This is a genomic window from Candidatus Thermoplasmatota archaeon, assembly GCA_029907305.1.
GTDB lineage: Archaea > Thermoplasmatota > E2 > DHVEG-1 > DHVEG-1 > JARYMC01.
Map to the genome: position 1 here is coordinate 1 of JARYMC010000026.1, position 15,174 is coordinate 15,174.

A 15,174-nucleotide genomic window follows, 5' to 3' on the forward strand; every position below is an offset into this window, starting at 1 on the left:
AGTTTGGACTCCTATACATCGACTACTAACCATGCGTCATAGGAAGCTCCGCCATTTATGGCGGAGAGGATGTCACTAGTCTCTTGTTTACGTCGTAGGTTTTTACAGATATAAACCCTTAAAATTAACATTTTGTAAAAATTGCACAAAGTATTTAAATAGTAAAAACTACAGATAGATATCTGTGTGGATGAGTAGGGATATATAAAATTATTAATGAGGTGTGGTGAATTTTTATGGCGAGAGAGTTCACAAAAAGTATGTTTGTAATGCTGTTATCAATCATGGTTGGTGTTGTTATCATAACCTATTTTGTTGCAGATATAGTGAACCGCTCAAAAATTGAAACATTGACTATAACACATATTGAAGAAATACAGGATTTAAATAGTAGAAACGAGAATTTCACAAACTATTATCTACAAGGCGCTATCCTGATGGATTCAGCTAGGGAGATCAGAGAGGTTGGTAATTACCATTTTGATTTTGCTCTGTTCTGGTTTAATAACGCGCTAGTCAATATTTCTGCGTCTTTAATACAGAAATGTATCGATAATTGTACCACCGCTATGGACAAATACATTTCTTCATACGGAAAGTTTGGTGAGTCAAAACCTTATTTTGAAAACGCATTAGGCTATACTGATAATAATAGATATAAAGAAGCTCTTGGTTACTATATTAACTTTTCAAAAGCTGGCCAATACATAACTCTTCTTAGATACAACGCAAGTGATTACCTCAGAAGAGCAGCAGAAAACCTATCTCTTGGAAACATAGATAATGTTTCATCGCTGATGGAAAATTTTACATTAACAGAAGAACTGTATCTAGAAGGATTACAAGATTATAATGATCTAAAGAACCAGATAGATAACTACCTGTTTTTCGACCCAATTAGAGAGCCCCATTAAAAATTAGATAAAAAATAATTTATTTTTATCTATGAGATAAGTCCTACTCTGTGCTCATCCCAGAAAAACATTGGGCATACAACAGGGTTCTTCGTGTTATACCATTCAACCCTTGCGAAATTTGAAAACGGTGCGCTTAATCGTCCAGCTGTTTTGGATCTAACTAGCCCTACGCCGGATCTATATAGATAGTATTTGATATTATTTTCACCATTTTTCTCTATCCTTATCTTATACCAACCGTTGTATAAATAACCACCTTGGAAATCAGAGTCTAAACTAATCCACCCACTACTTGGATCCATATAATATAGTTTTAGAACCCAATCAGTTGGTTTCGATGTTCCTTCGTGGACATACTCAAATTTTATTCTCGCAATATTGTCACCTGCAGTGTTTTTGAAATCCAGATACATATCTGACACCTCGCTAGTGTTACCACAGGCAAACCAAGCCTCCCACCATATCATATCACTGTTAAGTTGTGATAAAGTATAATTCCAATATCGTTTCCCACCTGATGACCTTATTTTTGTTTTAAAAGATTTTGCTGTTGAATAATGATAACTTGGTGCAACTTCGAAAACACTACCAGTTTTTCCCTTGTCTGTCTCAAACCACAAACGTCCATAATATGATTGAGATGCTTTTCCACTGGGCGTATCATCTGAGAAATCCTCTGTTACCACAGATGGTGGTTCAAAAGCAAACACTATTACCCTAGTTGGGTCATCGTCACCTGTTTCTCCGTCTCCATCTTGGTCAATGCCATCATCAACCGCTGGGTCATCTGTTAGCTCAGTTGCATCGTTTGTACCATCCTCATTGCTATCCCAATAGATAGTTCCTTGATTAGATATTATTGTACCATTTATTAGACTCTGATTAACAGTTACATTAAATGTTAATGCGACGCTACTCTGCGCGGGTATGCCACCATTCCATATTATTTTCCCGTTACTATAACTTATTGTTCCTGATGTTGCAGTAGCTGAACCAGGTACATATGTTGTGTTAATTGGTATATCATCCTCAAACTCATTACCAGGGTTATCACCTTGGTTAGCTGTCCCGATGTTACTAATTGTGATAGTGTATCTTATCGTGTCACCACATTCCAGATATCCACCATTTACATCTTGGGCTATTTTTCTTGCTATTAATTCTGTTTTTGCGAAACCAGAAAACACTAAATTGTCGATAAAGACAGCACTATCAAACTGGTTGTCACCAACATCAATTATATCAAAAGTCACTATGATCTCCTCATGTGGCGAAACCGGGTTTTCTCTCGTAATGAGAGCTGTTGCACCACCATCAGCACCTGGTGTCCTTGGCGTCGTATCAACCCAGTCGACACCATCAGGGTTACCACTTGTAGCAAAAACGTCAAAGCCAGTACCAGGTATATCCCTAGAATTTAATACGAAGTCTCCGCTGTTGATATCAATCACATAGGTTGTTATACCTTTTGATGGTGAATTTACAGTTGCTGTGAATTTATCGTTGTATTGACTTCCCTTATATTCAGGAACCTCTACACTAAAAAACTGTACATCATAATACAGATAGTGCATGTATGGTGGAACTTTTAAGGTCATTGTTAATGTAGCTTGGTCTCTTGGGCTCCCATATTTTCCCCCAGCGAACCAGCTCCCTCGTTCCTCACCAGGATTAACTGTATTTGTGGTTACTGGAACAGCACCAGCTATACCTGTACTAAGCAGCGCGAATGTTTGGCCGTTGGTTGGAGCCATAATCCCTAGAGATGAAAGAACTTTCCCTTGTCTGTGGTCTGAAAGGTCTTTATCACTATACGATGAACTTACAAGAACAGATTGATTAGATAGAATTGCTAGTGCTAGATCTCTGCCGTCATATGATCCTGCGCTAACTTTTTCTGTTTGGTAGACTATGAATAAATTGGACAATAAGATTATAGTTGTAGTGATTAGCCAAATTTTTTTATTAAACGCTTTCCGCATGTTTTATCCCCCTCCACCATAACTAATTATCTGTAAAATGTTTGATTCTACTGGTGTATCATCGTTTATGCCATCATTTGGTGTTACTATGCATCTCCAAATATCATTGATATAGGTTTCTTCTGATACAATAACACTTTTGTCAGTGCGACCGTATTTAGCGCAGAGATAATTCTGGTATATTTGTTCTGATGAAAGAACACGATTGTAGATGCGGAATTCGTCTATTGCTCCACTGAAATTGTACCCCCCACCAAGTAGTATCCCTGTTATCTCGAGATCATCTATAGCAACGTACTCGCTTGTGGATGATGTGGACCATTTGAATTGAAGAACTAAGTTATATATGTGATCTGGTATCTGCACTTGCACGTTTGTCCATTCTAGTTGATTCCCATTGCCTATTTGGGGGTCTACTTCGAATATTGTAACCCAGTTGGTACCATCTTTGTAATATAAACCAAAATAATCATCAGCCTCTGTGCTGTCGTAACTATACCATACAGATAATGTAACGTCCTTGTATCCAGATATGTCTATGCCTGTTCTATTGTAATAAGCGTAATCAGGATCAAAATCGCCGGAGCCACCAATAGAATATGTACCTGTTCTTGGGTTCAATTCATCAGCATCAAATAAATCAAACACGTAATCTACTCTATAGCCTGAGGTTGCATTTATGTAAATGTGATCTAGATAAACATCGTCAGTATCATCACTTGCGTCACACTGTATTCTAAACCTCGCTTGATCTGTGAAAGGATAATCGGTTTTATTAACATAACAAACCGTGTGATAAAACACGTTGTTGCTGTATTGACCGGTTCCTATTTCTATTGTTTTTAATCTATGAGAAGTTGTTCCATCATAATAATCAACCCAGAAATCCTCTTTGTTTTCCATTGATACTGCTATCCACCAGAAATCGATTTTAATTTGCGTGTATTTTTGTGTACCCACGGGTATTACATTTGAATATGTTGCTGAGTTGGGATATCCGCTATTGTCCTGTATATTTATTGCACAGCTACCTCTATATGCGTATGTGCCGCCTGTGTATCTACTGCAATCTGAGCCACCATCGTTCCAGTTGCCCCAGCCGGTCTCAAAATTATCATAGAATACTGTTTCCCATGTTATAGAAGCGCCTCCGCCCCCTGTTTCATTATCTGGCTTCCAATTGTTTTTTTCATCCTCTGTTTCAAAACTAGTATAAAATATGGTTTCTCTTGCTGCTTCAGGACCAGTACCTATCCAACCATTTGGCGATTCACCAGTGCCAATTAACTCACCTTGTGTGTGATCATTGTTTTTAATATCCTGTTTTCCATCAACATAAATAATTGATTCACCTGTAAATGATTTGTAGGTCGCAGCAACATAGTGCCATCGCCCATCACTTACGTTTGATATGCCTATCGAGTCTTTTGTGCCATCACCTGCTGTTGTACTCCATTTAACCTTTCCATTTGTTACTCCAAGCTCCCAGTATTTATTCCTATTGTAGGATGATATTATACCATTTTGCGCTGATGTATTTATCCATCCTTCTACAGTCAAATCATCTATAAATGGGGCATCAAAACAATATGGGATTGAGATATAATCATCTATGCCATCAAACTGATATGCTCCGCCGACAACTCCTTTGTTAGTCCAAATAGGTCCATAGGCTGTTCCATTGTTTCCGTTGCCAGAATAATCTTTAACATTAACTAAACTGTTAGTGTCAAAAGGCATCAATAAATCTGTTATTGATTTACCGTTAACTAACCAACTATATATGTAGGTTGAAGCAGGAATAACTGGTTTTATTGTGTAGTTGTAACATATTAGGTCTTCATCAACTGTGTTGGTTCTAAGACTAGATATTAACATGGGTGATATCAGTGGTGGTGTTTCTCTATGTTTACCTATAAGTCTACCTTCGAAAACAGGATGTTCACTACCATCTTTAGATGTACTATAGATACTGACACGTACCTTATCATTTTCTGTTAGAAGAAGTGAGCCTGTGTTTGGATATTTACATTCACCTATCTTCCATGGTTCTTTTTCGTTGTTATAAGTGGTTGTGCTAATAAGTGTACCATCTATTTCTCTTACAACAATCCTATAATACTCAAGGGGTTCTCCACCCATATGCTCTATTACCGCTACCCCGTTGTCATTAACATATCCATATAGTTCAACATTTGGTTCAGGGGGTGGTATAGGTAATGGGAACACATACATGACTATGGTTGCGAAAACAATTACCGCTATGAGCAATAGTATTACAGCACCAACTACTTCTGATACCGCATACCCATCCAACAACAAAGTATCTCTCCTCATCTCTCCCAATCCACAGATAAATATTTTATAAAACCCCATATTTAAATCCTTTGTGGTATTTTTACATATTGCTAAATTATTTTTAGAATAATATCTTAAATATAAAGAAGGAAATCAGAACAAGTACAAAACCGAATCTAACACCAGATGATAATCTCCCATCCATCATGAAACCACCAAGTATTCCACCACCTATACCCTGAACTAGGACGAAGGAGAAGAACGTGTACTTTAACGCCTCTGGGTCAATATATGATAACCGCATACCCTGCATACCAACTGTTGATGCACCTGCCATCTTACTTTGAACATCGAAAATAGCTGCAAAAATTGTTTTATCAATTATTAGAATAACTGCTAGGAAAACAAAAAAACTTATGAAAATAACTATGCTGTACATTGACATCTCCGCTCTTCTCTGCTGCTCAACGCGTTTAGCTTGATCTATTTCTTTTGCTGCAGCGTTAAAAACAGCAGACGTGTTCCCACCTATCTCCAACGCTTTGTTTACTGTTATAGCCATCCTTTTCACAGTAGCCGTGTTTATTCTTTTTGCGAAATTATCCAAAACCTCTTTTACAGATATACCCCATGATAGCTGAGCTGACATTTTTTGTAACTCAGGTGTAAGCCTTCCATGATCACCTCTTGCAGCTGATTTTATAGCATCAAAAACAGTCATACCTGATGATGTTGAGCTGCTTATTTCACGTAAAAAATCTGGTAGATGTTCCTCCACATCCTTTTTCTTTTTCGTCTGGATATGGTTGTAGAAACCAATTGGACCAATTACTAAAAGTATCCCAAACACAATGAAATCAAAACCTGACAGCATGCCGTTTAAAACATTAAATGCACCTAAAAAAGTTAAGAAACCTAACAAAAACAATACTGTTGAGAAACCTGCTGATATACCTAGTATGATCAGGATGGTTTTATCCTTACCGTAAATTCCTTTTTCGCTGTATCTTTTTATTATGCGTAGTTTCTTCATACTGATTCCCCCATCCCTATTTTCATCATCACATAAAAACCGAAGTACGCCATTGGTAGTATCACAAATGCTAGGATATAGAGAAACCTGAAATCTATGCCCCCGCTACTGGTCATACCCATAACAGATATTATTATTACGAGAAACAGTGGGAACGCTATTACTGTTACAACAAAAGCCTCTGCCATCACCGCTAGCGACTCTAGGTTTCTTTTTCTCTCCACCATATCGTTAAGCATGTATTTTTCTACGCATCTATCAAAATATGGTCCTAGTTCGCTACCTGATTGTATAACGCCTAGCATGCCTTGTATGAATTCTTTGAGTTTTTCTGATGGTGATATTGTAATAGCGTTTTTTAGAGCAGTTATTGTATCTACTCCCATCATGCTTATCTCTGTGGTGATTTTTTTTGCTTCTTTCTGTATCTCACCATACAAATCCACTGCGGCTAGTGCTTCGAATATTTCCGCTGGTGATATGCCTGCTACTGACATGGTGTTTATAAAATTCGTCGCATAAGGTAGGTGTCTATCTATGTTTTTTGCTCGTGTTTTTGCTTTTGATGACGGCATCCCGATGTAATAAACACCTATCAATATGGGTGTTATAGATGATATGATTAGCATAAGTAGTGATGTTATCTGGTTTGGGACTAAGAGGTATAGTATTAATGTTGGTACAAATGATGATATGAAACCTATTAGTATGTTCATTAAAACCATAGAGTAGTATTCCTGGTAGACCATACTTATGTCTGCTCTTTCTAGTAGATTGTTTTTACTGGTTTTACTTATATTGAGTTTTTCAAATATCCTTGAGAACAAACGTCTACATAGCCTGGAGTAGTTTGTGGATTTCACTTTTTCATTTCCTCCATAGCCTTTTTTAATATTACATCCGGGTATTTGTGATAATCTGATACTACTCTACCAACCTCCTGGTATGTTCGCATGTTTTTCTTGTCCATCCATTCAAGTATGATTTTTCTGTTTGCTAACTCTCTTTTTAGTTGTTCATCTGTCCAGTCGTTCTGTGTCTTAATAGCATTCATTATCTTGCTTGTCCCTGTGCTTTCAAACCTGTCATCTGTTTTTGAAACCCAGCTGAAAGGCTCCATGAATATAAGCTGGTTTGTATCAGGATCAAGTTTGATTACCTCTGTAACACTTGTCATCCTACGAGCGGTTTTACCACCGATTTCAACAGCATTCAAAAAAACTATGATATCAAGCGATGTGAGCAGTGCTCTTGGTAATGATATAGGCGGGTTTTCCAGTCTCTGTATCAACGTATGTATCGTACTTGCGTGTACTGTTGCATATGATGTATGCCCTGTTGCCATAGCCTGAAACAGGCTATACGCCTCTCTACCCCTAACCTCACCTACAATTATCACACGAGGTCTTTGTCTAAGAGCCGCCCTGATTAGATCAAACATGTCAATATCTTTCCCTGTTTTGTTTTCATCTGATGATGAAAAACCTTGTCTCGTTGTACCAGCTATCCAGTTGCTATGCGGCAGGTTAACCTCCCTAGTATCCTCTATTGATATTATCTTATGTGAGGCTGGTATAAACAATGATAAAGCGTTAAGAGCAGATGTTTTCCCACTAGCTGTCCCACCACAGAATAGTATAGATGCACCGTTTTCTATAGCCATCCAGAAATATGCTGCCATATCCAAAGATATTGTTTTAAACCTGATCAAATCTATAGGTGTTATCGGGTCTTCCCTGAACCTACGTATCGTGAACGTTGAACCTTTTGTAACAGTTTTAGATAAGGTACACTGAAGCCTTGAGCCATCTGGTAGTTTACCATCCACAATAGGTGAATAAATCGATATCTGCTTACCACATATCTGCGAAAGCCTTACAACAAAAGAATCAAGCTCCTCATCATTCTCAAAACGGATGTTTGTTGTGATAGCATCATATTTCTTGTGATAAATAAATATTGGTACATGATGTCCATCACACGATATATCCTCTATACCCTCGTCTTCCATGAGTATATCTATTTTCCCGTAACCAATAAAATCCCTGAAGATATGATAAAAAATCTTGTCCTTTGACCCTATCATATTATTTATATTATCAGATTCTATCGCATCCTTTGCTCCCCCCTCAGATTTTATGCTGTTTTCCTCCAACGTTTTTTTACCAAATTTTATTTTCCTATCTTTTTTTGATTTACCGCCAAATAATATACCTTTGCTTTTCATCGGCTCTTCACAAAATTTTACGTCATTATCTACTATTATCTGCTCTAGTATTTCCTCAAGATGCCTCTTTTTCTCCTCTTTACTCAACCCAAAAACGTTTATATCAGCCAACATCTTAAACAAACGAACAAGCTCATCCTTTATCTTAAGTTCCTCCTCATTCAAAACAGGCTCTGAAACCTCATAAACATACTCGTTTATCTCCTTATTAAAATAAATTTTTCTACTACCAAGACCCTTCCAACCAAAACCCTTCCGCTCATCAACTAGATAAGGCTGTGGCTCCTTTACCGTCTTTTTGCTCTCCTCTTTAACAGGCTCTGTTTTTTTCCTCCCCTTCGTTGTCGTAGATTTTTGCAAAACCTCTTTTCTCTGCTTTGCTTTCTCCAACAAACCAGTTTTTTTCTCTTTTGTTTTTGGTTCCTGTAAGATTTGTGTCCCCTGTAAAACATTTTTTCTCTGCTGCGCTTTTTCCAATAAACCCATAAAAGATCACTTTATCTTATATTTACTAATGACTTTCTCATATAACTCAAAATCTTTGGATTTAACAAAATCATCTATAACATCATCTGGTAGTTTTTCCAGAAGATTATCTGTTATAATAAGCACCTTACGTACATCATCATCAAGAAGCGGGTTCAACTCAATTATTTCTGTTTTACCTGAAATAAAATGACCCATAGTATCTTTTGTTTTTTTATCTATCACACCCAAAGTAGGCTCAGATGTTTTTTCTTTATGCTCCTCTAACTCCCGTTCTTCTTTAAGCTTTTTTTGCCTGAGTTTCTCTTCTTTCAAAGCCATTTTTGCTTCCAACTTCTTCTTTTTTTCTTCCATCTTAGCTTTTTTCTTAAGCTCTTTTTCTCTCTTTTTTGCTTCTATCCTTGCTTTTTTCATCTCTAGTTTTTTTAGTTTTTCTTCTTCCTTTTTTTTCTTTTCTTCTTCAATCATTTTTTTGATGAGCTCTTTTTCTCTTTTTTTCGCTTCTTTTTTTGCCTGTTCTAATTCTCTTTTTTTCACCTCGATTTCTTTTTTTGTTTCCTCCAAAGCTTTTTTTGTTTTAATGACCCCATTTTTTTTGTTTTCTTCTGGTGTGACTTTTTTTTCTTTTTTTGCTTTTTCATCTTTTTTCCTGATTTTTATATGGGCGAAACCCATGATGTTTTTTTGTGTCTCTACGTCTTTATCACCTATCATCCGTGTATGGAAATCTTCGTCTTTTATCCGCTCATCAAAGTCTTTTTTGATAAAAACAATATCAGGTGATTCCCTGATTTTTTTTACAAACCTGAACGGGGGCGTTACATTCCAATGAGATTCAGTTTGAGGAAAACCTGCATCAGGGTTGACTATTTCGAACATGTCCTCTGTTTCAAAAGACGGGGTTGTTTTTCTTTTTAAAGGCTCTCTTAGTTCTGCTAAACCAAAGGTGGAATGGATTGTTTTTTCCTTTTTTTGTTCTTTTGTTTCTTTTTCAAGATCTGCTAATAGCTCATCTATTTTTTTTACTGTTTCTAGATGGAATTTGACGAGGCTATCCTTTTTTTTGTGTCTAGAAAATATTTTTGGGTTGAACCTTATCTGTTTTCCTTTGAGCCAGTGTGAGGATGGTTTTTTTGTTTCTAAAAATTTTTCTATTTCTTCTCTCTTTTGTTTTATTCTATTTTTGTTTTTTTGTAATGTTGCTTTGTTTGTTTTTTTTCTAGTTTTTGGCTTATTCTCTATAATAATTTTCTTTTTTTGCATCCCAATCATGCATCCCATTTTGTTTTTTTTTACAAAAGTGTAAGCTTATGTCTGTTTAATAAATATTTCGTTTAGATAAGATATTATTTTTTAGAGCTATCGATTTTTGGATGCTGGTATCTATTTTTAGAAAATTACTTTGTTACATTAAATATGTATTCAAATTGATTTGCCCCAAAGCAAAGATTATTAAGAGCCTTATGTTATAAAACCTCTTTGGGATATAAATGAATAGTGATAGGCGTGATCGTTACAAAGATAAAATAGAACTTATAGAAAAAAGGATAGATGAGATTGACGAGTGGACAGATATATCTTCGGAGGAATTCTTAGAGGATGAACGCACTAAACTTGCTACTTATAAAGCGTTTCAAGAACTTGCTGAATCTTGTATGGACATAGTTGCAATGGTCTGTAAGGATGTTAAAATCCTTCCAAAAGATGATTACACGAATATAGAAAAACTTAGTGCCAAACTAAATTTTGATAAAAGAGTTTTACAAGAGGCGAATGGACTGAGAAACAGGTTAATTCACCGATATAATACCACCGATGATCTCGTGGCATTTCAAAGTATAAAAGAGATCCTACCTGAAATATCAATATTTTTAGAGGTCATAAAAAAATGGATAAAAAACTCATTAAAAAAATAAAGAAAGATTTTGAACCACTATATGCTCGAGTATTAGGAATACTACTATATGGTTCTTTAACTAAAGGTGTTAGCAATTTTAGAAGCGATATAGATATCTGTATCGTTGCACCGAACGAAAATGCGTTTAAACTTTTTCGGGATACGCTTCCTCTAGATTATGATATCAAGATATTTGAAACGATGCCTCTTTTCCTAAAAATTCAGGTGATACAGAACCATAAAGTTATCTATGCAAAAGATGTTTATGAGTTATATGAGTATTTCTATGGTTTTAGAAAAATATGGGATGATCAAAAACAAAGACAGAAATTAACCCAAAGGGAAGCGTTATTTATGTTTAGCTGAGGCAGCGCATCGATTTTTCTAACTATGTCAACAGAACTATGCAACATCATAAACTAGGTGAATCTTGCTAGATAAGGATAAAACAGGAGGTACGCGCAACATAGATATTTGTTCCGTCTTATGAAAAGAATGTTTTGCGGGTGTTATTTTTATTTACATTTTTAGTAATTTTTATCATAAAAACAGGTTTTATTTTAGGGTAGAGGACTATAAAAGTCAAAAAGTATTTATACTATCTGTTATATTTACTGTCAATTATAGCTTGAGATATAGCTAGGAGAGAATGGGTGAATATGAAGGCAAATAGAAAATTTGTGAAAGGTGAGGAAGCGGTTTCTGCTGTTATCGGTGTTATCCTAATGGTTGCGATAACAGTCGCGATAGCAGCGACAGTGTATGTGTATGTTAGTGGAATGATTGGAGGAACTAAACAATCTACGCCAACTATAGCTTGTAATATTGACAGCTCTGCCAATAAGATAATAATCGCTACTGCAGAACCAACTGTGCAATGGAATGATGTTGTTATAACAAATAGTTCAGGCCCTTCTTGTCGTTATGCAGTTTATACAGGAGGCGGGGTTATTAACTCCTCTATGAATCCAACAGGTATGATAATAGCAGGAGATTATATATACTGTTGGGCTCCAACAGGATCTGTCGTTTTTACTATGAGATACGTTCCTACGAATTCTCTGTTAGGAAGTTGGACAGTTATCATATAGACTCTCTATTTTCTCCTTTTCTATTTCTTTTTTAATCTAAAAATTATAAACCACGTTAGATAAGTTTATCAAATTTAAAATAAAAAACATCATCATCTTAATATCCCCTTTTCCAATATCATCTAACTATGCTAGAAACAGTAACCATACTTGACATAACACGTCCTATTGTTGGAATAGCGATACTATCCTCCTAATCTCTCATGATTTTTTATGATGAATCTAGCAACCACTTCCAAAGAGGGAGATACACGATATTCTTTCCATCCATCCTCTGTTTTCCCTCGATTTCATCTGTAATAACAAAACCTTCATTTAAGTCAAATGCATCCATCGCTTTGTCCAGTGCTTTCACCTCTCGCTGTTTGGTATCCATGTTCTCAATATCATAGCACACTTGAATAAGTTGCATAATCTTCGTACCTTGCTTAACTACAAAATCGACTTCCTCGTGTTGTTTCGTTTTCCAATAGTATAAATGGAATCCCTTTCGTATTAATTCAATTGCTACTGTGTTTTCGTAGAGCCTTCCCATATTTTCAGACGTTTTAAATCCTGCAATGTTTGCAATCCCGTTATCCACACAATAGATTTTTCGAGGATACTGCATCTGATCTTTTACTTTGTAAGAAAATATAAGGCTATCAAAAAACAAAAATGCATTTTTCAAATGCCAAAAGTAATTCAAAAGAGTCGGAACAGAAATCTTAATTCCTCTGCTAGCAAAATAATTTTTCATCTTATTGAAACTAAGTGGATTGGAAATATTACTCGCAAGATAATAAGAAAATTCCTCCATCACATCTTCCCTTCTTATATTCGTTCTTGAAAGCACATCTCTTGAAACAATATCTGTAAACAGCTGAGAGAGAATTGATTCTTTTTCTTCACCCAATACCACATCAGGAAATCCTCCGACATGCAGATAGTCATTTAGATGTTTTTTAATCTTGGTCTCTTCTCGCTCTGTTGGTATTCTATCGGTTATCCTGATGTCTTGAAACTGTAGAAATTCCCTGAAGTTAAGTGGCAATACCTGCGTTGTAAGATGTCTTCCAGTTAATAATTTTGAGTATTCTTTACTAAGTAGATTGGCGAATGATCTGCTAACAAAAATCTTTATTTTATCTTTAAATTCATCATGGATACTACGTATATATCTTTCCCATCCATTTATCCGCTGAACTTCATCTAGAAATAGATAAACAGTTCCATATTTTTCAAAGAGCTCTTCTGCATAGATAAATTTGATTATATCATTGAAATAGCTATCTTTTAAAGGTATTAGTTTTCTATTTTCAAAATTTATATAGATTGTCGCTTCTTTATCTAATCTCTCTCTCAATTTTTTAATTGTTAGAAACATAAGATATGTTTTACCTGCTCTTCGCGGCCCAACAATATCGTTTATAAAATTCCTTTCAGAAGAAAGCTCTATTTCTCTTTCATGTAATTGCTGTGGAATTCCTTTCTCCCAATATTCTCTTATTACCTGTGTTATCTCTTCATTCATATTAGCACTTATGTTATATCGTTAAACATATTTAATAACTTTACTATTAAATCGTTAAATACGATTAACAATTTATCATCATTTCAACTTTATCATCACCTTAATATCCTATTTTCATATATCATCTAACCATGATAGAAACAGAGAACATCCCTGATGTTATACCATCAAAACACTTTTAAACCAAAAATTACATACTTTAAAGTATGCTACCTAAAAGTATGTTAATTAACAGAAAACAAGAACTTGAACTTCTAAACAAAATCTACAAACAAGAACGAGCGGAATTAATGCTGCTATACGGAAGAAGACGTGTAGGAAAAACAAGACTTCTACAAGAGTTTATAAAAGATAAAAACGCTCATTATTTTATAGTTGACATTTCTGCAGACATACTAAAAACATTTGAACGGACAATAAAAGAAAAATTTATAAGATTTTCAAATTGGGACGACTTCTTTGATTTCATAAAACTAGAAGGAAAAAAACGAACAGTTCTTGTATTAGATGAATTTCAATACCTCTATAAAGTTGAGAAGGCATGGCCGACTATTCTACAACGCCGATGGGAAGATCTCAAAAACACAAAAATTATGATTATTTTATGTGGATCAATCATCTCTACTATCTACAGAATAGCTATGGGTTATGGAAGCGCATTATATGGACGAAAAACTTACGAGATAGAAATAACACCCTTAAATTTTTTTGATGCAAAAAATTTTATGCCACAATATAGTACTGAAGATTTTATATATGTTTATACAATAGTAGGAGGAATACCGCGTTATCTGGAAGAATTTGATGACACAAAAAACATTTGGGAAAATATAAAAGATCATATTCTTCATAAAAATTGTTTCCTTTATAGAGAACCACTCAATCTTTTTTACGAAGAGTTCAAAAACCCATCCACCTATCTTACCATTATACATGCATTAAGCGAAGGAAAGAAAAAATTCAATAAAATCGCAACTCAAACAAACATACCAACAGGAAAACTATCAAAATATCTAAACGTTCTAGAACGAGTGAAAATAATACAAAAAATTGTTCCTATAACAGAAAAAAAAGAGAGGATCAGAAACACACAATATACTCTCTCAGACAATTTTATAAAATTCTGGTTTGAATTTGTCTATCCTGCTAGATCACTTATAGAATTAGATGATATTTCTCCGGTTATTAAAAAAATAAAGACAGATTTAAATAATTTCATAGGACAATTATTTGAAGAGGTGTCTAAACAATTTTTAATCTATAAAAAACCAATCGTATTCACTCATATAGGTACTTGGTGGCATAAAGACAAAGAAATAGATATCGTTGCATTGAATGAAAATAAAAAAGAGATAACATTTTTTGAATGTAAATGGAAGAATTTATCTTATAACCAATCAATTGAAATTCTAGAAAAATTGAAAGAAAAAGCAAAATTTGTAAACTGGTATAAAAAAGGAAGAAAAGAACAATACGGGCTAATCGCAAAAAAAATAGAAGATAAAGAAAACCTGAGGAAAAAAGGGTTTTTAGTTTACGATTTAGATGATTGGGATTGAAATATTCGCAGAATATTAGATTAATAAATTTTTTTTAACATTTTGTGAGCGAGAAATCCCCAGACTTTAGCATGGGGGGTGAATCGCGCTATTTTTCTTCTAACAAACATTTTTACTTCTGGGCAGGCGCACCCGCCAGAGCGGAGTCATAGAACACCTGCCCAGGGCGTG

12 protein-coding genes are annotated in these 15,174 nt (G+C 35.1%); 5 read left to right on the forward strand and 7 right to left on the reverse strand.

Annotated features, from left to right (window positions below; genetic code table 11):
- Window positions 1-236: 236 nt before the first annotated feature.
- The gene (locus tag QHH19_03020; protein ID MDH7517296.1) at window positions 237-914 is read left to right on the forward strand and encodes a hypothetical protein; all 678 of its coding nucleotides are present in this window, start codon (window positions 237-239) and stop codon (window positions 912-914) included.
- 29 nt (window positions 915-943) lie between these two features.
- Here the strand turns inward: QHH19_03020 and QHH19_03025 are convergent, their stop codons facing one another.
- From QHH19_03025 to QHH19_03050, 6 genes are all read right to left on the reverse strand, one after another.
- On the reverse strand, window positions 944-2,899 hold the full coding sequence (locus QHH19_03025) for a choice-of-anchor L domain-containing protein (GenBank protein ID MDH7517297.1): 1,956 nt from the start codon (window positions 2,897-2,899) through the stop codon (window positions 944-946).
- A 3-nt stretch (window positions 2,900-2,902) separates the two neighbouring features.
- The gene (locus tag QHH19_03030; protein ID MDH7517298.1) at window positions 2,903-5,236 is read right to left on the reverse strand and encodes a type IV pilin; all 2,334 of its coding nucleotides are present in this window, start codon (window positions 5,234-5,236) and stop codon (window positions 2,903-2,905) included.
- A gap of 82 nt (window positions 5,237-5,318) precedes the next feature.
- Complete coding sequence (locus QHH19_03035) at window positions 5,319-6,230, reverse strand: type II secretion system F family protein (GenBank protein MDH7517299.1); 912 nt, start codon at window positions 6,228-6,230, stop codon at window positions 5,319-5,321.
- The gene (locus QHH19_03040; GenBank protein ID MDH7517300.1) at window positions 6,227-7,093 is read right to left on the reverse strand and encodes a type II secretion system F family protein; all 867 of its coding nucleotides are present in this window, start codon (window positions 7,091-7,093) and stop codon (window positions 6,227-6,229) included. Before QHH19_03040 ends, QHH19_03035 begins: the two co-directional genes overlap by 4 nt.
- Window positions 7,090-8,943 carry a type II/IV secretion system ATPase subunit gene (locus QHH19_03045; GenBank protein MDH7517301.1) on the reverse strand — a complete coding sequence of 618 codons (1,854 nt, stop codon included), beginning with the start codon at window positions 8,941-8,943 and terminating at the stop codon, window positions 7,090-7,092. The genes QHH19_03040 and QHH19_03045 overlap by 4 nt, the downstream gene beginning before the upstream one ends.
- Before the next feature lie 6 nt (window positions 8,944-8,949).
- Window positions 8,950-10,206, reverse strand: a complete 1,257-nt coding sequence (locus QHH19_03050; protein ID MDH7517302.1) for a hypothetical protein — start codon at window positions 10,204-10,206, stop codon at window positions 8,950-8,952.
- 227 nt (window positions 10,207-10,433) lie between these two features.
- Here QHH19_03050 and QHH19_03055 point away from each other — a divergent pair, with 227 nt between their 5' ends.
- The 3 genes from QHH19_03055 to QHH19_03065 all read left to right on the forward strand — a co-directional run bounded on the left by QHH19_03055 (window position 10,434) and on the right by QHH19_03065 (window position 11,931).
- On the forward strand, window positions 10,434-10,859 hold the full coding sequence (locus QHH19_03055; GenBank protein ID MDH7517303.1) for a DUF86 domain-containing protein: 426 nt from the start codon (window positions 10,434-10,436) through the stop codon (window positions 10,857-10,859).
- A complete protein-coding gene (locus tag QHH19_03060; protein ID MDH7517304.1) occupies window positions 10,832-11,206 on the forward strand; it encodes a nucleotidyltransferase domain-containing protein in 375 nt (124 codons plus the stop codon). The genes QHH19_03055 and QHH19_03060 overlap by 28 nt, the downstream gene beginning before the upstream one ends.
- 293 nt (window positions 11,207-11,499) lie before the next feature.
- On the forward strand, window positions 11,500-11,931 hold the full coding sequence (locus tag QHH19_03065) for a type IV pilin N-terminal domain-containing protein (GenBank protein MDH7517305.1): 432 nt from the start codon (window positions 11,500-11,502) through the stop codon (window positions 11,929-11,931).
- A gap of 211 nt (window positions 11,932-12,142) precedes the next feature.
- Here QHH19_03065 and QHH19_03070 read toward each other — a convergent pair whose 3' ends face one another.
- The gene (locus tag QHH19_03070; protein ID MDH7517306.1) at window positions 12,143-13,444 is read right to left on the reverse strand and encodes an ATP-binding protein; all 1,302 of its coding nucleotides are present in this window, start codon (window positions 13,442-13,444) and stop codon (window positions 12,143-12,145) included.
- A 221-nt stretch (window positions 13,445-13,665) separates the two neighbouring features.
- Here QHH19_03070 and QHH19_03075 point away from each other — a divergent pair, with 221 nt between their 5' ends.
- Entirely contained in the window at window positions 13,666-15,003 is a 1,338-nt protein-coding gene (locus tag QHH19_03075; protein ID MDH7517307.1) for an ATP-binding protein, read from the forward strand.
- Window positions 15,004-15,174 lie beyond the last annotated feature (171 nt).